This window comes from Ruegeria sp. S263, assembly GCF_056780525.1.
In genome coordinates this window covers 482,481-508,253 of sequence record NZ_CM165558.1, presented here as the reverse complement: position 1 = coordinate 508,253, position 25,773 = coordinate 482,481, and the positions used below count along the sequence as shown (strand labels likewise).

Sequence of the window (25,773 nt, the reverse complement as noted above, 5' to 3'; positions counted from 1 at the left end):
CCACAGGTTCCGGGGGCCTTATGTTCTGTTCCCGACGCAGAATGTCGGGAACAGGTAAGTTCTACCTCGAATAATTCTCAACCAGAGTTGAGTTAATACGGCGCCTCGACGTCGTTCATCGAAACATAGACGGTCTTCATCTCACTGAAGTGGTTGATCGCCAGTTTCGAGTTCTCGCGCCCCACACCCGACATCTTTGAGCCGCCAAACGGGGCCTCGACCGGGGCCAAGTTGTAGGTGTTGATATAGCAGGTACCCGCCTCGAACCCGGCCACGATACGGTGCGCGCGGGTCAGGTCGTTGGTGAACACACCTGCGGCCAGACCGAACTCGTTATCATTGGCGCGGGCCAGAACCTCGGCCTCGGTGTCGAAGTCCAGAACCGACATGACCGGGCCAAAGATTTCCTCGCGGGCGATAGTCATGTCGTCGGTGACATCGGCAAAAACGGTGGGCTGCATATAGAACCCGCCGCCCTCGATCCGGTCGCCGCCATAGACCAGACGAGCACCTTCGGCTTTGCCTTTTTCGACATAGCCCAGCGCGATGTTCATCTGGTTTTCGCTGACCATGGGGCCGAAATTGACGCTTTCATCCAGCGGGTCGCCTATTTTCGCTGCAGCCAGACGTTCGGACAGGCGGGCAAGGAATTGATCCTTGATGCCTTTCTGCACAAAGACGCGGGTGCCGTTGGAACAGACCTGACCCGAGGAGTAGAAATTGCCCAGAATCGCGCCCGAAACAGCGTTTTCGATATCCGCATCGTCAAACACGATCATCGGGGATTTGCCGCCCAGCTCCATCGTCACGTGTTTCATGTCGGCGGCGGCGGCGGCATAGACCTTGCGGCCCGTGGGCACCGATCCGGTCAGCGACACTTTGGCCACGCGCGGGTCTGTTACCAGCGACGCACCCACATCACCGTAACCCTGCACGACGTTGTAGATGCCTTTGGGGGCCCCGGCTTCGATTAGAATCTCGGCCACTTTCAGCGCGGACAGGGGCGTGGTTTCCGACGGTTTGAACACCATGGCGTTGCCACAAGCCAGCGCGGGCGCGCCCTTCCAGCACGCGATCTGTGTCGGATAGTTCCACGCGCCGATGCCGACGCAGACGCCCAGCGCCTCGCGGATGGTATAGACAAAATCTCCGCCGCCCAGCGGGATATGTTCACCGGTCAGCGAGGCCGCCAACCCACCGAAATATTCCAACGCGTCAGCCCCGCTGGTGGCGTCGGCGACCAGCGTTTCCTGCAGTGGTTTGCCGGTATCGTGGGTTTCCAGAATAGACAGCTCGCGATTGCGTTCACGCATGATGTCAGCGGCACGACGCAGAACCCGGCCACGCTCGGTTCCCGACAGCGCAGCCCATTCATTTTGAGCCATTTTCGCACTGTTTAGAGCCTGTTCAACAACTTCTGCCGTGGCGGAATGCAGCCGGGCGATAATCTCTCCGGTTGCGGGAAAGATAACGTCGATGGGGGCGCCATTGGTGTCTTCGACGTATTCGCCGTTGATAAAATGGCTCGCCTTGGGCTGGAATTTCATGACCGGGTCCTTTTCAGAAGTCTTTCTTCGGCTCTAGCTTTTATTGACTGACCAGTCAATAAACGTAAACACGGCAAACTCTCGCTGATGTGAATCACCGCCCTCTTGAATAGAAAAGTTAATGTTCCATTTATGTTCCACATAGTCAGAGGAACATTCCGATGTCTTACGCCACGCAAAATTCTGCTCTGAACGGCCCATCAAACGACTATCACTTGCTGCCCGTCACTGATCGGCAAATGCGCTATGCGCGCGCGATCGCTCATCAGTCAGCTTTGGAAATCCCTGTCGAAGCACAACGGGATCGTCGGGCCATGTCGCAGTGGATTTCAGCGCACAAACCGCATGATCCATCACCCTTTGCCAATTATCCGACCGGCAAGCAGGTGGCCTATGCCGAGCGGATTGCCCGCAGCAAACGCAGACAAATCCCGCAGGAGTGTTTTCGGGACAAACATGCGATGTCGCTGTGGATCGACCACAACAAATAGCGGATCAGTTTTCGCTGTGTGAGCGGGCGTAAATCCCTACCGCTGCGGCCACAAACAGGCCCAACAAGATATAGCCGGTGATAGCTTCGGCCACGGCCAAACCGCGACACATTCCGGCGGGGTGTAAATCCCCAAACCCAACTGTGGTGAAAGTCACGTAAGAGAAATACAAAACATCAGTTGGGCCGCGCGCGCCTACGACACACAGGTCGTAATAACCGAACGACCCATAGACAGCCGCAAAAAGAAAGGGGACGACCTGAATGAAGGAAATCCCCATCAGCAGCAGTTGCCGCCGGGGAGATTTGACCTGGGTCATGTAATACCAGGTCTGCGAAACAAGCCAGATCGTCAACAGAACGGTTGTTGCTGTGCCGATCTTGTCGCCCGCCGTGGTTTCACTTAGTCGCGACAGCCCGTACCATGCGATGAAGCTGGCGACCACCAACCCAAGGGCAGCAACCAAGGTCGACTTCCACTCTTCCAGAGTAATCGGGTCGCGGTGCATGAAACCTCCGTCAGTATGGGACACGGTTAATCATCGGGTCAGAGGCGCATACCCGCAACCTGAAAAATCAGAGGTTTAGGTCGTGCCCAGATGCTCGTGCCCGCGTTGACGCGCCAGTCCGATCTGTTTCTGCCGCTCGCGAAAACGCATTTTGTCCGCCTCGGACGTTTCGTTGATGCACCGGTGGCAGGACACGCCATGCTCGTATTCAGGGCGTTTCATATCTTCGGGCAGGATCGGACGTCGGCAGCCGTGACACAGATTGTGGGGGCCTTCGACCAGCCCGTGCCCAACAGACACACGATTGTCGAACACGAAACACTCGCCCTGCCATGTGCTGTCTTCGGCGGGCATTTCCTCAAGGTAACGCAGAATGCCGCCTTTCAGGTGATAGACATCCTCAACCCCCTGCCCCAACAGGAAGTTGGTCGATTTCTCACAACGGATCCCGCCGGTGCAGAACATGGCAACGCGCTTGTTGTGGAAACGATCCTTGTTCTCCTCCCACCACGCCGGGAATTCGCGGAAACTGGCTGTTTCAGGGTCTATTGCGCCTTCAAACGTGCCAATCGCAACCTCGTAATCATTACGCGTGTCGATCACCACAACATCGTCCGAGCGGATCAGGTCATTCCAATCTTCGGGCTCAACATAGTTGCCAACTCGGGCGCGCGGATCGACATCCGGCTGGCCCATGGTCACGATCTCTTTCTTCAGGCGCACCTTCATCTTGCCAAAAGGTGGATGATCGGCGGTGGCCTCTTTCCATTCAAGGTCCACGCATCCCGGCAATGCCTTGATATGGGCCAGCACCGCGTCGATCCCGGCACGGGGGCCTGCAATGGTTCCGTTGATCCCTTCTTGCGCAAGCAGCAACGTGCCTTTGACCGCTTGCGCGCGGCATAGCTCTAGCAGAGGAGCACGCAGGGCAGCGTGATCCGGGAATCGGGTGAAGTGATAGAGGGCAGCGATGGTATACATGCGCGCGGTCTAAACCTGCATTCAAAGAGTCGCAAGGGACCGGATTGACGCCCCCCCTGCTTGCCGCCTACCGATAAGACAACGCAAGGAGGCCCCGATGACCCACGCCCTGATCGTAATCGACGTCCAGAACGACTTTTGCCCCGGCGGCGCGCTGGCCGTGCCCGAAGGGGATAAGATCGTTGCCCCCATCAACGCCATGATGAACGCTTTCGACGCGGTCATCCTGACGCAGGACTGGCATCCGGCAGGGCATTCGTCTTTCGCCAGCTCTCATTCAGGCAAAAATCCTTTTGATATGACTGAGATGCCCGATGGCCCGCAGGTATTGTGGCCGGATCACTGTGTGCAGGGGACCAAGGGCGCAGCGTTTCATCCCGACCTGCGCAGCGACGGCGACCTGATCATCCGTAAGGGATTTCGCAGCGACATCGACAGTTACTCCGCCTTTTTTGAGAATGACCAAACCACACCCACGGGCCTTGAAGGATATCTGAATACACGCGGCCTCAGGAAACTGACCATGGTTGGGCTGGCCACGGATTTTTGCGTTCACTTCTCGGCAGTGGATGCAGCGCGGCTTGGGTTTGACGTGACAGTGCGCATGGATATGTGCCGCGCCATTGATCTGGACGGCTCGTTGGCGGCGGCCCAATCGGCAATGCGCAATGCAGGTGTGACGTTGACCTAGGGAGTCGACCCTGAATCCGCCAGGTATTTGAGTATGACAAATATGACCACGGCCAGGCCCAATGCGACACCGACCCGTGCCGGTACGGTCCGACGTTGGGGTGTTGCAGGCGATTTGTAACGCGGATTGGGTGTCCAATCGGCCACCTTTCTGCGCTGCCCGTTCCGCGGGCGGGCAGTTTTGACGTCACGCAGGAACTTCCAAAAGTCAAATTCACCGCAATATTCGCCCTGAACCCCACGATCACGAATATTGGCAAACAAGGCGCGTAGAATCCGCTCACGCTCGGCCTCGTCACGCGGACGGTAAAGGCCGTGCAGCAACTCGCTGCCGGTGGCGTCCAGACCAAAGCCTGCATCCTGGAAGATTTTGCGAATCTTCGGCGAGGTCGCACGCAAGGCGTCCGCCGTCTTCACGTCGCGGAACATCGCGCGCAATACCGGCTTTTGCGAATACCCATCCGCGCCCGCTTCCAGACCACCATCCCCCGGGTCGACTACAACGATGTCAAAATCGTACTCGAGAACCATTCACTATTTAAACCTCGTCTTCCCTTCCATACTTTTCACTAACAAGCGAAAAGAACTCACAATATGCTCGCTTTGTGACCTGACATTGTCATTGTCCCCGAACGAGCGACTCTTGCCATTCAACGCACCGATTGATCTAACAACGGAAATCGCAGGAGTTCCTCATGGTCGATATTGCGGCGCGCGTGTACAATCATAAATGGCAGATTGACCCAATTGTCCGGTCTTTAATCGACACAGATTTCTACAAACTGCTGATGTGCCAGTCAGTGTTTCGAAATAAGCCCCAAACGGATGTGGTGTTTTCGCTGATCAATCGGTCGAATCACATCCCCCTGGCCCAGCTTATCGACGAAGGCGAGCTGCGGGAACAGTTGGATCACATCCGCTCACTAAGCCTCAGCCGGGGAGAAAGCACGTGGTTGCGGGGCAATATGTTCTACGGCAAACGGCAGATGTTCCGCTCGGATTTCATGGAGTGGTTCGAGAATCTGCGCTTGCCGCCCTATCACCTGGAACGCAAGGGCGATCAGTACGAACTGACATTCGAAGGCAAATGGCACGAGGTCATGTTGTGGGAAATCCCCGCCTTGGCCGTTTTGATGGAGCTGCGGTCCCGCGCCGTGCTGAATGACATGCGCCGGTTCGAGCTTCAGGTGCTCTATGCCCGTGCGATGACCCGCGTTTGGGAGAAAATCGAACAGCTACGCGGGATTGAGGGGTTGGGCATTGCCGATTTCGGAACGCGTCGCAGGCATTCCTTCCTGTGGCAGGATTGGTGCGTCCAAGCCATGATCGAAGGGCTGGGGCCTGCGTTCACGGGTACGTCGAACTGCCTGATCGCCATGCGGCGCGAGGTTGAAGCCATCGGCACCAACGCGCACGAACTGCCTATGGTCTATTCGGCGCTGGCTGACACCGATGAGGCACTGGCGCAGGCGCCTTATGATGTTCTCAGCGACTGGCATGACGAGCATGACGGAAATCTTCGCATCATCCTGCCTGACACCTATGGCACGCAGGGGTTTCTGGATCGCGCACCTGATTGGCTGGCCGGATGGACCGGTATCCGCGTAGACAGCGGCGATCCGGCCACTGGCGCGGAAATAGCAATCCAATGGTGGAAATCGCGCGGCGAGGATCCAATGGAAAAGCGGGTGATCTTTTCTGACGGGTTGGACGTAGACAAAATCCGCGAGCTGCACAGCCAGTTTGCAGGGCGCACCAAAGTGTCGTTTGGCTGGGGCACGCTTTTGACCAATGATTTTCGCGGGCTGGTGCCCGATGACGCGCTGGCCCCGTTTTCCTTGGTGTGCAAAGCAGTCTCGGCCAATGGCCGCCCAACGGTCAAACTGTCGGACAACCCGGAAAAGGCAATGGGCCCGGCGGACGAAATCGAGCGCTACAAGCGCGTGTTCGGAGTGGGCGCGCAAGAGTCGATCGAGGTGATTGTTTAGGCTCTAACCATGGAAACTTGCCACCGTTTTGAGTTGTGAGAACCCAAACAGCGCCTCGAATCCCTTTTCGCGGCCATGCCCGGATTTCCCCACCCCGCCAAAGGGTAGTTCCACGCCGCCACCGGCGCCATAATTGTTGACGAAAACCTGACCCGAGCGCAGACGTTTCGCCAATCGCATCTGGCGAGCACCATCGCGGGTCCAAATGCTGGCCACCAGACCATAGTCGGTTCCGTTGGCAATCTGCACGGCGTCTTCCTCGGAATCAAAGGGGATCAAGACTTGCACAGGGCCGAATATTTCGTCACGGGCCAACGCGTGATCGGGCGGCACGTCAGAAAACAGCGTTGGACGGACATAGGCCCCATCGGTTGGCGCGTGCTCAACGATGCGACCCTGCGCAGCGACTTTCAGGTCCACCCCCTTGGACAAAAACCCTTCGACGATGTCCTTTTGACGGGCAGAAATCAGGGGACCGAGCCGCAAATCCTCATTCGCTGGTCCAACGGTCAGATCGGCATAGGCGTCGGCCATACGGGATTTGACCTGCTCATACACTCCACGCTGCACCAATATGCGGGATGAGGCTGAACATGTCTGACCCGCGTTCTGAATTCCTGCGTTCACCAGAAACGGCAGGGCGGCGTCCAGATCGGCATCGTCAAACACCAGTTGCGGGGACTTCCCGCCCAATTCCAGAGTCACCGGCACCACATTGCGGCCTGCCGCCTGTTGCACCAGCGCACCTGTGGCCACCGACCCGGTGAACGAGATATGGTGCACGCCTGGATGACCGGACAATGCAGCACCAGCCTCGGCACCCAAACCGGGCACCACATTCAATGCACCTGCTGGCAACCCAGCCTCTTGCGCCAGATGTGCGAAGGCAAGTGCCGTCAGACAGGCTTCTTCGGCAGGTTTCAGGACGCAGGCATTGCCCATCGCCAGCGCCGCCCCGACCGAACGGCCAATGATCTGCATGGGGTAATTCCACGGCACGATATGGCCGGTCACCCCATGCGGCTCTCGCAAGGTGTAGACGGTGTAGCCTTCCAGATAAGGGATCGTGTCGCCCATGACCTTGTCGGCGGCACCGCCATAGAACTCGCAATACCGCGCCAGCGCCACAGCGTCAGCGCGGGCCTGTGTCAGGGGCTTGCCGACATCCATCGCCTCTAAAGCTGCCAGATCATCGACCCGTTCCAATACCAACTGACCCAATCGCGTCAGGATGCGGCCCCGCTCCAGCGCGGTTTTACGGCCCCAGTCACCGTCCAGGGCCGATTGCGCGGCTTGGACCGCTGCGTCGATATCTGCAGCCTCGCCGCGGGCGATACGGCAAATCTCAGCCCCGTCAGAAGGGTTGACCAAAGGTAAGGTCGACCCCGAGGTGGGATCGACCCATGCGCCTCCGATCAGACAATGGGTTGGGTTGAACCAGAGAGGATTGGGCATTTCGATCTCCTATTTCGGCTCTAACATTTGGAATCAAGCCACCTGACTGCCGATATCTGGCAGAACAGGCGCGGCGTCGATCAGGGTTCGGGTATAGGGATGCTGGGGGTCGGAAAAGACCTGCTCGGTCTCGCCCTGCTCAACAATTCTACCGGCCTGCATCACCATCACGCGGTCAGTGATTGTTCTGACGACACTAAGATCGTGACTTATGAACAGATACGTCAGGTCATATGCCGCGCAGAGCTCAGCCAGAAGGTCGAGGATTTGCGCGCGTACGGATACGTCAAGCGCTGAAACAGCCTCGTCGAACAGGATCAGCTCGGGCCGGATAATCAAGGCGCGAGCAATAGCAATGCGCTGCCGCTGACCGCCCGAGAATTCGTGAATGTACTTGTCGGCATCTCTGGGACTGAGGCCCACGGCACTAAGCATTTCGTCGATCAAGTCCTGACGCGCGGCCCCTTTGGGCGGATTTTCCAATACGTGAAACGGTTCTGTGATCAACCGCGCGACCCGGTGGCGGGGGTTGAAACTGCCATAGGGATCTTGGAACACCACCTGCATCTTTCGCCGCACGGCTGGGTTTGGCTTGTGGCCCGCAAAAACGGGCTCCCCGTCCAGTCGGATTTCCCCGAACTGAATCTCCTCTAAACCCAAAATCGCTCGTGTTAGGGTCGATTTGCCACATCCAGATTCGCCGACCAGTCCCAAACGCTCCCCACGATTGAGAGTGAAGCTTACCTGATCGACGGCACGGTGATGACCGGGTGTATCAAACAAGCCTTTCCGGGGAAGGCGATAATCGCGGACAACCTGCGTAACCTCAAGCAGCGGGCGCGGGCTTATCGTGTCGGGTAGGGAAACCTTGTGACCAGACGCCTCGAACAGCATACGTGTGTAGGGGTGCTGCATGTCGCGCAACAGGTTTTCCGTGGCCCCTTCCTCAACAACTTCGCCGTGACGCATAACGACGATCTTGTCGGCCAGATCGGCCACGACCGCCAAATCATGCGTGATCATCAGCAAACCCATGCCATATTCGCTGACCAACCCCCTGAGCAGATGGAGGATCTGCGCCTGCGTGGTGACATCCAGCGCCGTCGTGGGTTCGTCCGCGATCAACAGCTTCGAGCGCAGCGCGATGGCCATGGCAATCACGACACGCTGGCGCTGACCGCCCGACAACTCGTGCGGATAGCGGGTCAGCGGGAAACGGTCAGGTGGCAGACCCACCCGGGTCAGAACCTCTTCGGCGCGTTCACGGGCCTTTGGGCGGGGCATCGCCTTGTGGATCAGGATTGTCTCCATCACCTGATCCCCGATGGTCTTGACCGGATTCAGCGCGGTCATCGGCTCTTGAAACACCATTCCGATCGCAGCGCCGCGCAGGGCACACATTTCAGCCTCGGGGCGGGTCAAAAGGTCATGGCCTTCCAGCCGGATTGCACCTGTTGCCTGTCCCCCGTTCGGCAGCAACTGCATCACGGCCAAGGCAGTCATCGACTTGCCCGACCCGCTTTCGCCCGTCACGGCCACAATCTCACCCGGGGCGATGGACAGGCTGACCTGTTTCAGGATCGGCACGCCGTGGATAGTCAGATACAGGTTTTCAATATCCAGCAAGCTCATGCGCGCGCCACCCTTATTCGGGGATCCAGCCAATCACGCAGACCGTCCCCTAAAAGGTTCAGACCCAGCACAGTGACGATAATCGCAAGCCCCGGAATCAGAGCCAAATGCGGGGCAAAACTGACCATTGTCTGTGCGTCGGCCAGCATCCGGCCCCAACTGGGCGTTGGCGGTTGCGCCCCCAGACCGACATAGGACAGGCCCGCCTCGGCCAGTATGCCCAGCGAGAACTGAATGGTCCCCTGCACGATCAGCAAATTGGCGACGTTGGGCAGAATATGTTCGGCTGATATCCGGGCGGCACCTTTGCCAGACACACGGGCGGCAAGGATGAACTCACGCTCCCACAGGGACAGCGCCGCGCCGCGGGTGATACGGGCGAAGACGGGAATGTTGAATATGCCGATCGCGATGATTGCGTTGACCGCCCCCGCCCCGAACGCGGCAGTGATCAGGATCGCGATGACCAGTGAAGGAAACGCAAATACTAGATCATTGCCGCGCATGATTAGCTCATCCAGCCACGATCCATTGCGCGCTGCTGCCGCCAATCCCAGCGGCACACCTAGCGCCATGCCGATACCCACTGCGACCAAGGCCACCGCAATGGACGTTCGCGCACCGACCATGATCATGGAAAACATGTCGCGGCCAAAATGATCCGTTCCGAACCAGTGCTGCGCATTTGGTGGTTGCAGCTTGTCCGGGATACTCAGCGCGGCATAGTCGTAAGGCGTCCAGACAAAAGAGACCAAGGCCGCCAGAACAACCAGCGACGACAAAGCCGCACCTAGGATCAGGTTGCGGCTCATGTCCGGCTCCTCAGGCGGGGATCGACGGCGGCATAGGCCAGGTCGACCAGAAAATTAACGGTGATGACGGCAAACACCAGCAGCATGACCACCGATTCCACAACGATCAAATCCCGGGCCGAGATCGCCTGAAACACCAACCGCCCGAGGCCCGGAAGGTAGAACACCTGCTCGATAATGATCGAACCGGCCAGCAGGAACGAGAATTGCAGCCCGATAATGGTCAGCACCGGGATCAATGCATTGCGCACGCCGTGCCTCCACAAGGCTTGCCTGCGCGTTAACCCCTTTGCACGGGCGGTGCGCATGAAGTCTTCGCCCAGAATATCCAGCAGGGATGACCGCATCACCCGCGCCAGAATCGCCGCTTGCGGCAAGGCCAGCGCGATGGCGGGCAGGGTCAGGGAATGCAGGCCGGTCCAAAACCCGGTGTCCCACCCTGCGAACCCTCCGGCATTGAACCAGCGCAGGTTGATGGCGAAGATCAGCACCAGCATCATCGCAAACCAGAAATTGGGAACCGCGATGCCCAGTTGCGTGGCACCCATCACGGTCAAATCCCCCGGTTTACCCCGTCGCGCGGCGGCATAGATACCAGCTGGAAAGGCGATCAGGGTCGACAGGGTCAGCGCGTATAACGCCAATGGCAGCGACACCCACAACCGGTCGGCGATCATCTGCGAAACTGGCGTTCGATATGTGTAGGAGGTTCCGAAATCCCCCATCAGCATCCCGCTAACCCAGTTAAAGTAACGCTGAATCTTCGAGCCATCCAATCCAAGCTCTGCACGCAGCGCGGCCAACGTGTCCTCTTGCGCGTTGACGCCCAGCATAAAGGATGCAGGGTCGCCGGGCGCAACCTCGATCACGGCAAAAATAACCGCCGAGGCCACGGCCAGGCTGATCATCAGAGATATCAGACGTTTAAGTGCATAACGGAGCATTGGTGCCACGTTAGGATCACATATCGTCCGGGTCCAGCACCTAAGGGATCAGAAGATAGGCAAAAACCGCGTAACCCACGATAGCGGCATAGCCCAAAGGATAGATCCACTTGATCGCATAGTTGTCCAGCTTGCGCGCAGCCTCTTCTCGGCCCGACACTTTGAGCTTGCGCAGGGCCACGTTGAACACAATCAAAGCCCCGGTCATCAGAAACATGCACTGCAGAACAAAATCCAGAAACGTCAGGTAACCCAGCTTGGGCAGATCAGCCGAGATTGCCCAGTTGAAGGCCACAAACACCAAAAGGTTACCTCCGGCGATTTCAATCCGCCTGCGGTATTCGTCCAGAAAGAACAGCGCCCAGCCGACGGTGATCAGCACCAGCATCGGCAGGAAAACACGGATCACATAGTAGGTCAGGTGACGACTGCCTTCAAAGACCAGCGCGATCTGATCACTGTCCTGCCCCGACAGGCCCGGAACCGTCGATGCTTCGACACGGGCGTTTCCAAGAACCCACTCTTCCTCTCCCAGCATGTCGCCCAGGCCCGAGTGATCCTCAAGAGGAAAGTAGGACACGTATTCCGATGGAAAGATTGAGACAACTTCAAAGAAGAAATCCTGCGTGTCGAACGGGTATTTGCGAAAATCGAAATGCGGGGCCTGCAACGTCAGATTGGATTTCTCGACATAGACCACACGACCATCATACCGCAGCGAGGCGGCGGACTCGTGTATCCACTTGTTTGACTGCTGGTTGTGAATGACGAAAGCGGGCAGCACGGCCCCGATACTTGCCGCGTGGTCGGCAAGTGCAGGTGGATTGAAAACCCGAATATCCCGACCCAGGGCCTGTTGGTCGAAGGCCAACGCTGGATCGGTCCATTCCACCCGCAGCACGACGACCGCGCCGTAATTCTCGGCCTTTTGGTCGACGCTGGTAATCTGGTCAATCCTGATGCCGATACCAACCTGCAAAGGGTTTTCCGGCGTGCCTGCCAGCGCATCCAGCCGCCCGCCAAGCGCGTTTTGTGCCTGCGCCTGCCCGCCCATGACCAACACGAGGCAGGTTAGGGAAACAAGCAAACAAAGGGCGCGATACACAATCATAGTCATCAGGATTCTTCTGAAAAACAGGGGCCACTCATGGAGGCCCCTGAATAGTTATTCAGACCAACTGATTTCCGTCAGGTCGATGGCGGCCGTCGGCGCGTTCTTCCACAGGCCCTGCACACCCGCCCGTGCAACACCCAACTTGGCAAGCTGGAACAGGTATCCATTGACATAGTCGTTCGAGATCAGCCTTTGGGCTTCTCCCAGCAGCTTTTTACGCTCGTCCGGGTCTGTGGTTTCGTTCAGCGTATCCATCAAAGTTTGAAAATCGACGCTGTCATACTGGAAATAGTAATCCGGACGAGCATAGATCCCGATATCCATGGGTTCCGTATGGCTAACAATCGTCAGGCCAAAATCCTTGCCCTTGAACACGGATTCCAACCACTGCGCCCATTCTACGTTGTTGATTTCGGCCTGAATTCCTACCTCGGCCAATTGTGCTGCGACGATCTCGCCGCCGCGCCGGGCATATGATGGGGGCGGCAGGTGCAGCGTGGTTTCGAACCCTTTTTCATACCCCGCATCGGCCAGCAACTGGGCGGCTTTCTTGGGGTCATAGGCCGATTTTCCGGTCAGATCGACATAGGCCGGGTTGTGCGGGGCAAAGTGGGTTCCAATCGGTGTGCCATAGCCGAACATGGCCCCGTCGATAATGGCCTGACGGTCAATGGCATGCGCCACGGCCTGCCGCACCCGGATATCATCAAACGGTGGCTGCTTGTTGTTGGTCGACAGGATGGTTTCGCCTTCGGTAGATCCGACAAGCACCTGAAACCGCGGATCAGCCTCGAACTGAGGCAGGTTTTCAGGCGCGGGGAAGTTGTCGAATACGTCCACATCCTCGGCCATCATCGCGGCAAAGGCGGCGGTGGGATCCGAGATGAACTTGAACGCGGCGGTCTCAAGCGCTGGTTGCTCACCCCAGTAATCCGGGTTTCGGTTCAGCGTGATGCTGTCGCCCTGAACCCATTCGCCAAAAGTAAATGCGCCGGTTCCGACAGGGTTGGTCTTTATGTTCTCGATACTCTCGGGGGCCACGATCACCGCGTCACCCCAAGCTAAATTGAACAGAAAATTCCCGTTCGGGGCCGAGAGTGTGACCTTGACGGTAAGGGGGTCCACGACCTCGACGCTTTCGATACCGGCGAACAGGGCTTTTTGCGCATTGGCACTGTCTTCGGCGGTGGCGCGATCAAGGCTGAACTTGACGTCTTCGGCATCCATCGTTGTGCCATCATGGAACGTAACCCCGTCGTGCAGCTTGAAGGTATAGACCGTGCCGTCCTCGGAAATCTCCCAGCTTTCCGCCAGGCCGGGCACGACCGACCCGTCACCCATGAACCGCGTCAGACCTTCGAAGATATTCGTGTACACAACCGAATCGATGGCCTGCGCCGCGGCGCTGGTCGGGTCCAAATGCGGTGGTTCCAGTTGCATTGCGATGGTTATGTCGGACTTGGCCAAAGCCTGCGTTGCAAACAGGCTGGCACCCACCGCAAGGGCCGAGGCAAAGGACCGAAACATCTGCTTTGTCATAGAAATAACTCCCCACTGAATATCCGCGACCCCTTGGTTTCCGGGCCTTTCAAAGACCAATGTCACTTTAAACCTTAGGTCAATCAAGGGATTGTTGGCGCAACCGGGGTTTCTTAGCCCGTGTCCGATCTGCTATGCCGCGCTGCAACATGAATCCCGGAGGAGCGATCATGAGCGCCACCGCCCGCAAAAAGGCCCCGAATGCCGAGGATATCCGCGCCCGTAAAGGGGGCGAACCTCTGGTCAGCCTGACCGCCTATACTACGCCCATGGCACGGCTGATGGATGACCATTGCGACTTTGTTCTGGTGGGCGACAGCGTCGGCATGGTGCTGCATGGTCTGGAATCGACCCTTGGGGTGACGATGGAGATGATGATCCTGCATGGTCAGGCCGTCGCGCGCGGTTTGAACAATGCGATGATGGTCATTGATATGCCTTTCGCCAGTTACGAGCATTCACCAAACGAGGCTTTCCGCAACGCTGCCCGCCTAATGGCTGAAACGGGCGCAGGCGCGGTCAAGCTGGAGGGCGGAGTCGAGATGGCCGACACCATCCGCTTTCTGGTCAAACGCGGCATCCCCGTAATGGCGCATATCGGCCTGACGCCGCAATCCATCAACACGCTGGGCGGCTACAAGGTACAAGGCCGGGACGACCAGGCCGAGGCTGTTCTGGCCGATGCCCAGGCCGTTGCCGAAGCGGGCGCGTTTTCCGTTGTGCTTGAGAAGGTCCCGCAACGGCTGGCCGATCGGATTACGGCTGACATCGCAATCCCCACGATTGGCATCGGTGCCTCTGCCGGGTGCGACGGTCAGATTCTGGTGGTGGATGACATGGTCGGCTTTTTCACCGCCTTCAAACCGAAATTCGTCAAACGCTATGCCGAGCTTGGCCCGCTGGCGGAATCGGCGATCGCCGAATACGCAGCCGAAGTCCGCGCACGGACTTTTCCTGCCGAGGAACACGTGTTCTCTGATCAGGCTCCGGCCAAAGGACCCGCTAAATGACTGCACCAATCCTGCGCCGCCTGACGGATCTGCGCGCGTTGACGACTCAGTGGCATAACAATGGTGAAAAGATCGGCGTCGTACCCACGATGGGCGCGCTTCATCAGGGGCATCTATCGCTGGTCGAAGCGGCCAAGGCGGGCTCGGACCGGGTGATCGTGACCATTTTCGTAAACCCCAAGCAATTCAACAACCCCGAGGATCTGGCCAAATATCCGCGCACCGAAAACGAGGACGCGCAGAAACTGGTCCCTTACGGCGTCGACGCGATCTATGTGCCCGACCCCGAAGAAATCTATCCGCAGGGGTTCGCCACCACCGTTTCCGTCGCGGGCCTGACCAATGTGATGGAAGGCGAATTCCGCCCCGGCCATTTTGATGGCGTGGCGACTGTGGTTGCCAAGCTGTTTCTGCAAACGCAGACGGATCGCGCCTATTTCGGGGAAAAGGACTATCAACAACTGATGGTCGTGCGCCGCATGGCACTTGATCTGGACATTCCGGTCGAGGTGATCGGCTGCCCCACGGTTCGCGAACCCTCGGGGCTGGCGATGTCGTCGCGCAATTTGCGCCTATCGCCGGAAGGGTTGGACATTGCCGCCAACAAACACCGGATCATGCGCGACCTTGCCAAGGAATTGGCCGATGGGGCGCAGTTCGACACTTTGGCTGCGCGGGCTGAAACGGAATTGCTGGCCGCAGGGTTTACGCAGGTCGAGTATATTCAGCTACGCTGCGCCGATACGCTTGAGCCGTTGACCCATGCATCACGCCCTGCGCGCCTGTTTGCGGCGGCCTGGGCGGATGGCGTCCGGTTGATCGACAATATTCCGGTCTGAACGCACTGGCACCCGCGTCCTTGTTTGCGCTAAAGTCCCGCAAAACGAAACGGGAGGGGCGCAGGCGTGACCTTTATTCTTGCCATTGATCAGGGCACTACATCTTCGCGGGCCATTTTGTTTGACGCGGATATGCAACGCGTGGATACCGCACAGCATGAGTTCACCCAGCACTTTCCGCAGGAAGGCTGGGTCGAGCATGACCCTGAGGAAATCTGGGACAGCGTTCTTCGGGTTTGCCGCGAAGTGATGGACAGTGCCGGTGCGACGCCGGATCAGATCGCCGGGATCGGGATCACCAATCAGCGCGAAACAACCGTTGTCTGGGATCGCGCCACAGGCAAGCCGATCTACAATGCCATCGTCTGGCAGGACCGCCGCACCGCCGAAATCTGCGCCCGTTACAAACAAGCGGGTTGCGAAGACGATGTCACCGCCCAGACCGGGCTGCTGCTGGACCCGTATTTCTCGGGTACCAAGGTGAAATGGCTGCTGGATACCGTACCGGGCGCGCGGGACAAGGCCGAGGCCGGAGAATTGATGTTCGGCACCATCGACTGTTTCCTGATCTGGCGCTTGACCGAGGGACGCAGCCATGCCACCGACGCCACCAACGCCGCCCGCACCCTGCTGTTCGACATCCATAACGGAGAATGGAGCGCCGAGATCTGTGATCTTCTGGATGTTCCGATGAATATGCTGCCCAAGGTGCACGACTGTGCCTCGGACTTTGGAACGACAACCCTGTTGGGCGGCGAGATTCCGATTTTGGGCGTCGCAGGCGATCAACAGGCCGCGACGATCGGGCAGGCGTGTTTCAAACCGGGCATGATGAAATCCACCTATGGCACCGGGTGCTTTGCGCTTTTGAATACCGGCTCAAAGCCCGTGGAATCCAAGAATCGCCTGCTGACAACTATCGCCTACCAACTCAATGGTCAGCGCACTTACGCTTTGGAAGGGTCAATATTTGTCGCCGGGGCCGCTGTGCAGTGGTTGCGCGATGCGCTGCAGATCATCGAGTCTGCGGCCGAAAGCGGCGAGCTTGCGCAACAGGCCGACCCAAACCAGAACGTCGTTCTGGTTCCTGCCTTCACCGGTCTGGGCGCGCCTTATTGGAAACCGGATTGCCGGGGTGCTGTTTTTGGCCTGACCCGCAACTCAGGACGCGCCGAATTTGCCCGTGCGACGCTGGAAAGCATCGCCTACCAGACGCGCGACCTTTGGCATGCCATGCAGGGGGATTGGGGCCAAGACACCAAGGTGACCTTGCGTGTGGATGGCGGGGCCAGCGCATCGGACTGGGCCATGCAGGGTCTGGCGGATTACTTGGGGGCTGCCGTAGACCGCCCCGTCATGCAGGAAACGACGGCACTAGGCGCAGCTTGGCTGGCTGGAATGCGCGCGGGGCTTTACCCCAAGCAACATGAATTCTCGGAAACATGGGCGCTGGACCGCAGATTCGAACCCGAGTTGTCAGAAGAAGACCGAGATGCCGCCTACGCACGCTGGCAACGGGCAGTGTCAGCAGCGATGGCATTCTGAAAAGGCTGAAGGGTCAGCTATGATCCTTCATCAACCGCTGTTTCTGACGTGACCAATCCCGTTTGGCCTGGGTTTCGCGCTTGTCATGGGTCTTTTTACCCTTGGCGATCCCGATCTTCACCTTGGCCCGACCCTTGTGATTGAAATACAAAACCAGCGGCACCAGCGTCATGCCCTTGCGCTGGGTCGCGTTCCACAGGTTCGACAATTCCTTGCGTGATACCAACAGCTTGCGGCGGCGACGTTCTTCATGCTTGAAGACCTTCGCCTGCTCGTAGGGGGCGATATAGCTGTTGACCAGCCACAACTCTCCATCATCGACCGAGGCATAACTGTCCGCAATGTTCGATCCCCCGGCCCGCAGGGACTTGACCTCGGACCCTTCCAACACGATGCCGCACTCGATATCGTCCTCGATCGCGTAATCGAAACGTGCCCGCCGGTTTTCGGCGATGACTTTGTAATTCGGGTCTGTCTTCTGCTTGGCCATGACGCGTTGATTTAGGCGGCTTAAGGCGGCCTTGCAAGCCCTCAGGTCTTAGCCGAGATGATCAGGTCGGGGCCAAAAATTGTGTCGGCATGGTTATGCAGGTAGATCTTGAGCCATGGCGTGAACCGCGCCGGGTGGCGCTGCACCTCGGCCAGAAGGTCGTGATAGTCGATCCAACGAATATCCATCACTTCGTCAGGGTTCGGCTCGATGGTCAGGGGGCCGCGCACATGGGCAAGAAAAACGTCAACCACCTCATGTTCGATCATCGAGTTGCCGACATCGGCGTGATACTCCAGCCGGTGGCGGTATTCGGGGTATAGGCCAGTGATCCCCAGTTCTTCGCGCAGGCGACGCACGGCGCATTCCGAGGGTGTCTCGCCCCAATCGGGATGGGTGCAGCACGTATTCGCCCAGAGGCCCGGCGTGTGGTACTTACCCATCGCCCGACGCTGCAGCAGAATTTCGGTGCCACGCACGACAAAGACCGACACCGCCTTGTGCCGGAGACCCTTTTCATGCGCCTCCAGTTTGTCCACGGGGGTCAACTCGCCATCAACCCAGGCCGGGATCATAATTCCCATTTGATGTCTCCTGCTACCGATCCTACTGAACGGCCGGATAAAATCTTCTGGCTGTCGCCGGACCGGCTTGGCTGTGCAGTTGCATCCCACCGGTGCATTTGAATCCACATAATTCCAAGGTGGCGCTGATCGACTTAGTTATCAACCGCACGAAAGGCCGCAGGTAGCTGCGGCCTTCGCTCAACTTCCCAAGCTTGTGGATGCAGACGTTATTCGCCCGAAACACTAACAATATAAGCGTACACATCCTCGGCACCCGACTTCAGCCGGAATGTCATTTTGGACTTGGCCGCCGTGTCATCCAGATAGGTTTTCAAGAAAGCCTTGGGGTCCTGAGCGTATTCAACAAATGTTGTCTCGTCCCAGACCAGACCGTTTTCACCTGCGGCGGCAAGGCTGTCACCATATTTGAACCCCTCAACCGTTCCGGCCGTGCGTCCGGCAATACCATAAAGGTTCGGGCCGGTCTTACCGCCCTTGACGATTACTTCTCCGGCGGGGTCGGCGATCAGGTGGCAGGACTTGCACTTGTTAAAAGCTTTCTTGCCAGCGTCTGCGTCGCCTTCAGCAAATGCAGGAACGGCCAAAAGGCCCATGAGTGCGGTTGCGAGGATGCGATTCATAGCTTTGCTCCGATACAAATTGGCTGACATGAATGGAAACCTGCAAGAGAGCAGAGTCAACGCGCAGATTGCCGCGTACGAAAGTCGGAAATCACACCGATCCCAAGTCGGCAGCAGCCGCACCATCCTGTTGGGACCAGCAAGGCAAAAGGTCGCCCTCTGCTGGCGTAGCAAGATAGACAGCGCGCGCAATTGCACGGGCGAGGCAGATCGAAGCCGCATGGCCAATCATGCCCAATTCGGGTCCGGTGCTACGGATCTCGCGCGCACCGGTGCTGACCCCGAACACCAAATCCCCGTCACCCGGCGTATGGGCCGGAACAATGGCCCGTGAGATCCCGTCGTGGGCGGCAACGGCCACGCGCTGACACTGTGACTTGGTCAATGCCGCGTCTGTTGCAACGATTGCAATCGTTGTGTTTGTCTTGTCTGGTTCGGCAGGATGCATGACCTGCACTTTACGGCTGATCACCTGCCGCCCCAGACCAGTTGCAGGGTCGGTGCCCCGTCCGCCGAATTCCCGGTCGATTTCGAAAGGCGCGGCCCAAAAATGCCTGTCGCCCGGGGTGGTGACGCTGCCCAGTGGATTCGCGGCGACAAGAGCGCCGACCGTTACCCCGTTGTCCAAAACCAATGAGGCCGACCCCAGCCCTCCCTTGTGCATCGCCGTAAGTGCGCCGGTCCCCGCCCCGCTGCTTCCAAGGTCGAACTGATCCGACGCGGATTCAAAGGCGCGTCGTCCGAGGGCGCGATAGGGGTTATCGTCCCAATCTTTAGCTCCTCCGTTCAACAGATCGAACAGGATCGCGCCCGGTACGATGGGAACAATCACGCGGCCCACCTGAAACCCTCGTCTGCGTGCGTATAAAGAGTCAGAAACACCGGCGCATGCATCCAACCCAAAGGCTGATCCACCCGAAAGGACAAGTGCATCCACCCTGTCTACGGACTTGTCCGCAGCCAGCAGATCAGTCTCGCGCGTGCCCGGTGCGCCCCCCATGACATGCACTGACGCCATAAAGGGACTGTCCGACGTCAGCACTGTTGCGCCAGACTTCAAAGCATCGTCCTGCGCATTTCCGACCAAAAGGCCGGGAACATCGGTGATCAGGTTCTTTGGTCCGGGGGTCATTTGTTTCTTTGAATTTCGGGCCGAAAAGCGCGCAGGCGCGCTGCCTCCGGCGGGGATATTTCTAGCCAGATGAAGAGCGGATCAGATGCAACGGCCACCGTCGACCTCCAAAGCTGTGCCGGTGATCATGCTGGCCTCGTCCGAACACAGGAAACACGCTGCGTTGGCCATGTCTTGAGGTGTTGAAAAACGGCCCAAAGGGATGGTGGACAGGAATTTGGCCCGGACCTCGGGCGTGTCCTCTCCCATGAACGATTTCAGCAGGGGGGTTTCGCCCGCGACCGGACAGATCGCATTGACACGCACGCCCGAGGGGGCCAGTTCCACCGCCATTGTTTTCGTTGCTGTGATCATCCAGCCCTTAGACGCGTTATACCAGTTTAGGTTCGGACGCGGTGACAGCCCGGCGGTCGAGGCCACGTTCAGAATTGCCCCTGCTCCACGCGTCTTCATCTGCGGAACAAAGGCGCGCGCCGTGAGGTAGACGGATTTCATGTTCACCGCGAAGACCCTGTCGAAATCTTTTTCGGTTACCGCCTCCAACGGGGTCGGCAAGTGGGTGACACCGGCATTGTTCACCAAAATGTCCAGTGGCCCGAGCCTGTCCGCAGCGACCGCTGCCATGTCCTGAACCGAAGGGCCGTCGGCGACATCTACCTGTTGCGCCAGGGCTTGCGCCCCAAGCGAGGTCGCCGTGTCATGAGCCGCGTCGCCGTTGATATCGGCGATCATCACACGCGCTCCTTCGGACAAGAACTTTCGGACGATACCCGCCCCAAACCCTGAGGCGCCACCTGTCACGATTGCGGTTTTTCCTTCCAGCCTCATATCCTTGCCTCCCGGTCGTCTTTGCAGGGCAGAGTAGCAAGGCACCGTAAACTTACCAGATTAATCTTCCGACACCCGACCCCGGAGCGCCTTGACGTCCGAGCGGGCCTTTTTCGCCGCCAAGCGTCGTTTTACCGAGCCGTAGGTGGGTTTTGTCGCGATACGCCGTTTGGGTTTAACCAATGCACGAGCAATCAGGTCTGCCAACCGGTCGCGCGCAATCTCGCGATTGCGGGCTTGGCTGCGGGTTTCTTCACACTGGATGACGATCGCGCCATCCTTGGTCCACCGACGCCCGGCCAGCCGTTTCAGCCGGCTTTTGACTGGATCGGGCAACGAGGGCGAGCGCGCGGCTTCGAACCGCAGCTCAACGGCGGTTGAAACCTTGTTCACGTTCTGCCCGCCCGGACCGGACGACCGCACGAAACTTTCGGTTAATTCCCAATCCTGCAGGACGATATCTTCGGTGATGCGCAACATGAGTTGGACCTTACTCGGCCAGCGCGAAAACAGAAAGGGCCGCCCCGATGGGACGGCCCTTCGAAAGTACAGGAGGTCGGGTCGGTTAGATCAATCGACCAGCCGGAGCGAGCGCTCCGCCAAGGGCTGCCTTAACAGGCGATCCCCCCGGTTGTTCCGACACCTCTCTCCAATCTCTTTCTCGACACTGGATCACCTCCTTTTCTATCTGTTGCGGTTGATAGGGATGGTGACACAAGATGCGCCATTCTCAAAGCACCTTTTTTTTACGCAGGTTGGGCGGACAGCCGCGCAACGATCACCTTGAAGGGGATCAGCGCGATCAACGCCAACGAGAGTTTTACCAACCAGTCAGCAAAGGCGAGCGTGACCCACAGCGGCGCCATCGGGCCTGACAGCATGAAAGGCACAGGCTCCCACGCCCAGTTGATCGCGGCATCGGCATTGGCACCGAAGAATGTGACCGAAGCTGAGAAGGCCAGAGTGAAGAAAATCGCGGTATCCAGAGCCGATCCAACCAGCGTCGAGACCAGCGGCGCGCGCCACCAGCGGCCACCGCGCAGCGAGTTGAACACGGTGACGTCGGTCAGCTGTGCGATCAGGAAGGCCGTGCCTGAGGCCACGGCGATCCGTAACGGCACGGCGGCGTAGGTGAAGCCGTCACCTTGCAGCATGATCTGACTGCCGATCAGCGAACAGATGATGCCGGTGACAAACCCTGCGAATACGACCTTGCGGGCCGGGCTCACCCCGTAGACGCGGTTCATGATGTCAGTGACCAGAAAGGCCAGAGGATAGGTAAAAGCACCCCAAGTCAGCAATCCGTCAAGGATCAGGAACTGGACCAGGATGTTCGAGGCCACAACGATAGTGGCCATGGCAAGAATGCCGGGTATATAGCTGCGTTGCATTTTCAGATGCCCGTTTTGACAAGGTAGCGGCGACTTGGCCAAGGGACCGTCCCAAGGCAAGCCGCGCTTCTAGACGCTTGATCAGAGACTGTCAATCGGGCAGCAGATATTCCACCAGTTCGGTGCGCTGCAGCGCAAGGAAATTGTCATCGGACACCATTGTGGCGCGCATGCGACCGCGGTCATCACGCCAGATCGACACGCCTTCGAGGTTGTCGTGCCCCCCCATTCCGGTGGTGAACAGAACTTCTTCGCCGGTGGGCGTGTCATCCTGAAGCCGCCACCGTCGAAGGCGCGACCGGAAACCTGTCAGCGACACCGAGCGTTCCAGAACGTAAAGCCTGCCGTCAGGTCCGAAATCGGCTGCTACGGGTAAAAACCGCCCGCGCTGAGGCAAAACGAATGGTGTCGACCAGACCTGCCCGCTCCAGCGGTAAACTGGAATGTCGCCATTCTCGGTTCGGCCTTTCTCGGTAAGGGTATAGAGCCGCTGTTTGCCGTCGATCGCCAGCGCCTCGAACGAGCCGTTATTTGGTAACTGGTCAAACGCTTTGGGGCGCGGCAGGACGCGCGCCTTGGATCCCGGCGCTGAATAGTGGGCGACGCGATGAACACGTTCGAACGAAACAAAAAAGCTGCCATCCGGCGCCACGGCCAGCCCTTCGGAGTCACCGGAAGACCCGATTAATGGCTGGCCTGTGCTGGACAGAACCGGCCATTTCCCTGTGACCTCGACACCGGTAATTGCATCGCCTTCGCGTAGAATTCTGGCGCGTACCAGAGTGGCCCGGTCACTCAGAACCATCAAATTTTGGCCGTCCGCAGAAACATGCAGCGCGGAAAACCCTCCGAACCAGCCAGCCGGGTCGCTCCAGGCAAAGCTGCCTAACTCAACGGCAGTCTTTGTTTCGACGGCCCAGGCCGGTCCTGCCAGACAAAACGCGGATATCAGTTGGATTGCAGAACGGCGGCGCATTGCTGGGGCAGATCGGCCAAACGATATTCTCGGCGTTTTTTCGGTGGCGGCGCATTTGGGTCTGGCGGTGGCGGGTTCAGTATATTGTTCACCCATTGCTGCGCTTCGGCGCAGCCGTCACCCTTGGGCGGCGGGTCCTGATTAACGCAGCCTCTGGACCCGCGCGGGCAGGCAAGCCGCACGTGGAAATGATAGTGATGCCCCCACCAGGGCCGAATTTTGCGCAGGTAGGCGCGGTTACCTTTTTCCTCTTTGCACATCTGCACTTTCGCGCCGGGAAAGACGAATATTCGGGCGACGCGTTTGTCCTTGGCTGCCTCACGCAGTACGGCGTGATGCTGCTTGGTCCAGTTGCCGTTGACGAACGCCCCATTGGCACGACGCAGGGAAACAGACGAGATATTCTCGCGCGCCTTGCGGCTAAGCCGCATGTCGTTACCCGGAAGCATCCAGATATCAATATCCAGACCCAACTGGTGCGACCGGTGCCCTGATGTCATCGGCCCGCCCCGAGGCTGGCTGATATCCCCGATATAAAGACCATTCCAACCCGGTTGCCTGGCCGCGAATTGGCTGAGGTCCTGCACATAATCTATCGCCACCGGGTGTCCCCAGTTGCGGTTGCGCGACAGGCGCATGGCCTGCCATGTCGGGCCTGTTTCGGGCAGTTGCACCGACCCGGCGGCACATCCGCGCGAATAACTGCCGAAAGCGGCGGGTTTTTGTTGTGAACTTTGCTTTTGTGCTCCGAATAATTGCTTGGCCAGGGGTTGCGCCCCTGCGGAGCCTGCCAGTGTGATTAAGGCCAATATTGCCAAAAAACGCTGTATTATCATCTGCTCTGATTCCCTTCCGGTTTAACCCAGCGCATCAGGAATAGACCCAGAATAAACAACAGAATGATCGGTGACACCCCCAGACGCGCGCTGCCGGTTGCGGTTGTGGCAATCCCGATCAACAGAGGCGCGGCAAAGGCCGTGGCGCGACCCGACAAACCATACAGGCCAAAGCTTTCCACCGGGGCCTTGGGATCGGTGTGACGCACCATCATGGATCGGCTAGCCGATTGCAAAATGCCGCCCATACCACCAATCAGGATGCCGCAGGCAAAGAACACAAGATCCGGCAGGCCCGATCCATCGGGCAAAGCGATGCCGAAAACCTGCGTCCGGTCCATGGATACGATCGTGACGCAAACAAGGATCAGAACCCAGATGCTGACCAAAATGACCGGTTTAGGGCCGTTTTTCTTGTCCAGCTTGCCACCGACCCACGAAAAAGCAGCGGCGGCCAGAACGCTGACGATCCCGAAGACACCGATCTTGATGAGGTCCCATTCCAGCACCAGCCGGGCGTATACGCCGCCAAAGCTGTAAAGCCCGTTCAGCGCATCACGGTAAAACATCGAAGATCCCAGATAGCTGGCTAGGCTAAGCCGGTGCCGCAGGTTGGAAATCGAATGCGCCAGCAAGCCCAGCGCGTCGCGCACCGAGCCGCGTTTCTTGGACGATGAATCGTCCCGCACCCAAAGGAAATACGGCACCATGAACAGGATGAACCACCCTGCCGTGAACGGGCCGACGAACCGGGTGCCCTGCTGCTGCGCCGCGTCCAGCCCAAAGGCCGGGTCCAGTCCGACCAGCGTCTTGCCGTTGTCCTGCTCGACAAACAAAAGCAGCATGATCGCCAATGAAATCAGCCCGCCGAAATAGCCGAAGGCAAAGCCTGAGCCGGAAATCTCACCCACTTCCTTGTCGTCGCCCAGATCGGGCAACTGCGAGTTGATGAAAATCAACGCATATTCCGCGCCGACAAATCCAAGGCCAAAGGCCGACAGCATCAGCCACATATTTGACCCATCCGGCAGCGTGTACCACAGCGCCGCGGACCCCACGACATACATGACGGAAAACCCAAAGATCCAAGGGATGCGCCGCCCTGACACATCTGCCATCGCGCCCAAAAGCGGTGCGCCAAAGGCGATGATCAGCCCGGTAATGGTCAGGCAATTCGCCCAGACCGTCTGCGCCCGTGCAGCCGCCGCCTGAGAGTCCAGCCCGGTTCCTGCGAAATATCCCGCCGCAACCCCGGCGAAATAGGGTCCAAAGACGAACGTGACCAGAAGGCTGTGATATGGCTGCGTCGCCCAGTCGAAAAACCACCAGCCCCAGATGCGCTTACGCTTAGAAATCTCTGCCATGACTGCCCCTGTTCTTGTTGTTTTTAATAAGACGGGGCTTTGGACCGTTTCGCAAGCGTTCTATTGACCCAGACTTGCTCTTTCGGGCGCGGGCGCTTACGTCTCGTCTGACGCAAATACCGGAGGCCCCATGCTGTCACTGATCCAAATCCTGTTGCTGATCCTGGACATTGTCTGGTTCATCATTCTGGCCCATGTGATCATGAGCTGGCTGATCAACTTTCAGGTTCTCAACCTGCATCAGCAGTTGGTCGCGCAAATCTGGTACGGTCTGAACCGGATACTTGAACCCATCTACGGCCCGATCCGCCGGGTTCTGCCGAATATGGGCGGTCTGGACCTGACGCCTCTGGTCGTTCTCGTCGGCGTCTATGCGCTGCGGATCATCCTGATCAACAATATGGTCTATTTCGTCTGACCTCTTGTTCACCGAATCTTAGTATGTGATTGTCCT

The 25,773-nt window shown here is 58.4% G+C and carries 27 protein-coding genes; 7 read left to right on the top strand and 20 right to left on the bottom strand.

The window, feature by feature from the left end:
- Positions 1-92 precede the first annotated feature (92 nt).
- Entirely contained in the window at positions 93-1,547 is a 1,455-nt protein-coding gene (gene betB, locus ACT2B1_RS02450) for a betaine-aldehyde dehydrogenase (protein WP_481668506.1), read from the bottom strand.
- A 161-nt stretch (positions 1,548-1,708) separates the two neighbouring features.
- Here betB and ACT2B1_RS02445 point away from each other — a divergent pair, with 161 nt between their 5' ends.
- Entirely contained in the window at positions 1,709-2,038 is a 330-nt protein-coding gene (locus ACT2B1_RS02445) for a hypothetical protein (RefSeq protein ID WP_481668505.1), read from the top strand.
- A 4-nt stretch (positions 2,039-2,042) separates the two neighbouring features.
- Here the strand turns inward: ACT2B1_RS02445 and ACT2B1_RS02440 are convergent, their stop codons facing one another.
- Positions 2,043-2,546 carry a potassium channel family protein gene (locus ACT2B1_RS02440; RefSeq protein ID WP_171123045.1) on the bottom strand — a complete coding sequence of 168 codons (504 nt, stop codon included), beginning with the start codon at positions 2,544-2,546 and terminating at the stop codon, positions 2,043-2,045.
- A gap of 75 nt (positions 2,547-2,621) precedes the next feature.
- Complete coding sequence (gene trhO, locus ACT2B1_RS02435) at positions 2,622-3,527, bottom strand: oxygen-dependent tRNA uridine(34) hydroxylase TrhO (RefSeq protein WP_171123047.1); 906 nt, start codon at positions 3,525-3,527, stop codon at positions 2,622-2,624.
- A 97-nt stretch (positions 3,528-3,624) separates the two neighbouring features.
- Here trhO and pncA point away from each other — a divergent pair, with 97 nt between their 5' ends.
- On the top strand, positions 3,625-4,218 hold the full coding sequence (gene pncA, locus ACT2B1_RS02430; protein ID WP_171240317.1) for a bifunctional nicotinamidase/pyrazinamidase: 594 nt from the start codon (positions 3,625-3,627) through the stop codon (positions 4,216-4,218).
- On the opposite strand, the gene ACT2B1_RS02425 is transcribed toward pncA, so the two are convergent.
- A complete protein-coding gene (locus tag ACT2B1_RS02425) occupies positions 4,215-4,748 on the bottom strand; it encodes a hypothetical protein (RefSeq protein WP_481668504.1) in 534 nt (177 codons plus the stop codon). The genes pncA and ACT2B1_RS02425 overlap by 4 nt on opposite strands.
- A 164-nt stretch (positions 4,749-4,912) precedes the next feature.
- On the opposite strand from ACT2B1_RS02425, the gene pncB reads away from it, so the two are divergent.
- Positions 4,913-6,205 (top strand): nicotinate phosphoribosyltransferase, encoded by a 1,293-nt coding sequence (pncB, locus tag ACT2B1_RS02420; protein WP_171211640.1) that lies wholly within the window; start codon positions 4,913-4,915, stop codon positions 6,203-6,205.
- Between the two features lie 3 nt (positions 6,206-6,208).
- Here the strand turns inward: pncB and ACT2B1_RS02415 are convergent, their stop codons facing one another.
- The 6 genes from ACT2B1_RS02415 to ACT2B1_RS02390 are packed head-to-tail and all read right to left on the bottom strand — an operon-like array spanning position 6,209 to position 13,701.
- Positions 6,209-7,660: an aldehyde dehydrogenase family protein gene (locus tag ACT2B1_RS02415; RefSeq protein ID WP_171240315.1), complete on the bottom strand. Its 1,452-nt coding sequence runs from the start codon at positions 7,658-7,660 to the stop codon at positions 6,209-6,211.
- A 33-nt stretch (positions 7,661-7,693) separates the two neighbouring features.
- Positions 7,694-9,292: an ABC transporter ATP-binding protein gene (locus ACT2B1_RS02410; RefSeq protein WP_481668503.1), complete on the bottom strand. Its 1,599-nt coding sequence runs from the start codon at positions 9,290-9,292 to the stop codon at positions 7,694-7,696.
- On the bottom strand, positions 9,289-10,104 hold the full coding sequence (locus ACT2B1_RS02405; RefSeq protein WP_481668502.1) for an ABC transporter permease: 816 nt from the start codon (positions 10,102-10,104) through the stop codon (positions 9,289-9,291). The genes ACT2B1_RS02410 and ACT2B1_RS02405 overlap by 4 nt, the downstream gene beginning before the upstream one ends.
- Positions 10,101-11,048 carry an ABC transporter permease gene (locus ACT2B1_RS02400; protein ID WP_171211637.1) on the bottom strand — a complete coding sequence of 316 codons (948 nt, stop codon included), beginning with the start codon at positions 11,046-11,048 and terminating at the stop codon, positions 10,101-10,103. The genes ACT2B1_RS02405 and ACT2B1_RS02400 overlap by 4 nt, the downstream gene beginning before the upstream one ends.
- A 40-nt stretch (positions 11,049-11,088) precedes the next feature.
- A complete protein-coding gene (locus ACT2B1_RS02395) occupies positions 11,089-12,165 on the bottom strand; it encodes a ligand-gated ion channel (protein WP_481668501.1) in 1,077 nt (358 codons plus the stop codon).
- Positions 12,166-12,213: 48 nt separating this feature from the next.
- Positions 12,214-13,701, bottom strand: coding sequence for an ABC transporter substrate-binding protein (locus ACT2B1_RS02390; protein ID WP_481668500.1), 1,488 nt, complete (start codon positions 13,699-13,701; stop codon positions 12,214-12,216).
- 170 nt (positions 13,702-13,871) lie between these two features.
- Here ACT2B1_RS02390 and panB point away from each other — a divergent pair, with 170 nt between their 5' ends.
- From panB to glpK, 3 genes are all read left to right on the top strand, one after another.
- Positions 13,872-14,711 carry a 3-methyl-2-oxobutanoate hydroxymethyltransferase gene (gene panB / locus ACT2B1_RS02385; protein ID WP_481668499.1) on the top strand — a complete coding sequence of 280 codons (840 nt, stop codon included), beginning with the start codon at positions 13,872-13,874 and terminating at the stop codon, positions 14,709-14,711.
- Positions 14,708-15,550, top strand: coding sequence for a pantoate--beta-alanine ligase (panC, locus tag ACT2B1_RS02380; protein WP_481668498.1), 843 nt, complete (start codon positions 14,708-14,710; stop codon positions 15,548-15,550). The genes panB and panC overlap by 4 nt, the downstream gene beginning before the upstream one ends.
- Before the next feature lie 66 nt (positions 15,551-15,616).
- A complete protein-coding gene (gene glpK / locus ACT2B1_RS02375; RefSeq protein ID WP_171123062.1) occupies positions 15,617-17,095 on the top strand; it encodes a glycerol kinase GlpK in 1,479 nt (492 codons plus the stop codon).
- 13 nt (positions 17,096-17,108) lie between these two features.
- Here glpK and smpB read toward each other — a convergent pair whose 3' ends face one another.
- The 10 genes from smpB to ACT2B1_RS02325 form a co-directional block, all read right to left on the bottom strand.
- The gene (gene smpB / locus ACT2B1_RS02370; protein ID WP_171123065.1) at positions 17,109-17,585 is read right to left on the bottom strand and encodes an SsrA-binding protein SmpB; all 477 of its coding nucleotides are present in this window, start codon (positions 17,583-17,585) and stop codon (positions 17,109-17,111) included.
- Positions 17,586-17,626: 41 nt separating this feature from the next.
- Positions 17,627-18,169, bottom strand: a complete 543-nt coding sequence (idi, locus tag ACT2B1_RS02365) for an isopentenyl-diphosphate Delta-isomerase (RefSeq protein ID WP_171123067.1) — start codon at positions 18,167-18,169, stop codon at positions 17,627-17,629.
- A gap of 209 nt (positions 18,170-18,378) precedes the next feature.
- On the bottom strand, positions 18,379-18,792 hold the full coding sequence (locus ACT2B1_RS02360; RefSeq protein WP_171123069.1) for a c-type cytochrome: 414 nt from the start codon (positions 18,790-18,792) through the stop codon (positions 18,379-18,381).
- A 91-nt stretch (positions 18,793-18,883) separates the two neighbouring features.
- On the bottom strand, positions 18,884-19,924 hold the full coding sequence (locus tag ACT2B1_RS02355; RefSeq protein ID WP_481668497.1) for a P1 family peptidase: 1,041 nt from the start codon (positions 19,922-19,924) through the stop codon (positions 18,884-18,886).
- A gap of 81 nt (positions 19,925-20,005) precedes the next feature.
- Positions 20,006-20,752 (bottom strand): SDR family oxidoreductase, encoded by a 747-nt coding sequence (locus ACT2B1_RS02350; protein ID WP_171123073.1) that lies wholly within the window; start codon positions 20,750-20,752, stop codon positions 20,006-20,008.
- A gap of 60 nt (positions 20,753-20,812) precedes the next feature.
- On the bottom strand, positions 20,813-21,232 hold the full coding sequence (gene arfB / locus ACT2B1_RS02345) for an alternative ribosome rescue aminoacyl-tRNA hydrolase ArfB (RefSeq protein ID WP_171123075.1): 420 nt from the start codon (positions 21,230-21,232) through the stop codon (positions 20,813-20,815).
- 266 nt (positions 21,233-21,498) lie between these two features.
- Positions 21,499-22,143, bottom strand: a complete 645-nt coding sequence (locus ACT2B1_RS02340) for a queuosine precursor transporter (protein ID WP_171240308.1) — start codon at positions 22,141-22,143, stop codon at positions 21,499-21,501.
- Between the two features lie 91 nt (positions 22,144-22,234).
- Positions 22,235-23,119 carry an esterase-like activity of phytase family protein gene (locus ACT2B1_RS02335; RefSeq protein ID WP_171240307.1) on the bottom strand — a complete coding sequence of 295 codons (885 nt, stop codon included), beginning with the start codon at positions 23,117-23,119 and terminating at the stop codon, positions 22,235-22,237.
- Complete coding sequence (gene mepA / locus ACT2B1_RS02330) at positions 23,092-23,955, bottom strand: penicillin-insensitive murein endopeptidase (RefSeq protein WP_171123081.1); 864 nt, start codon at positions 23,953-23,955, stop codon at positions 23,092-23,094. The genes ACT2B1_RS02335 and mepA overlap by 28 nt, the downstream gene beginning before the upstream one ends.
- Positions 23,952-25,319, bottom strand: coding sequence for an MFS transporter (locus ACT2B1_RS02325; protein WP_171240306.1), 1,368 nt, complete (start codon positions 25,317-25,319; stop codon positions 23,952-23,954). Before ACT2B1_RS02325 ends, mepA begins: the two co-directional genes overlap by 4 nt.
- Positions 25,320-25,449: 130 nt before the next feature.
- Here ACT2B1_RS02325 and ACT2B1_RS02320 point away from each other — a divergent pair, with 130 nt between their 5' ends.
- Complete coding sequence (locus ACT2B1_RS02320; RefSeq protein WP_171123085.1) at positions 25,450-25,737, top strand: YggT family protein; 288 nt, start codon at positions 25,450-25,452, stop codon at positions 25,735-25,737.
- Positions 25,738-25,773: the final 36 nt, after the last annotated feature.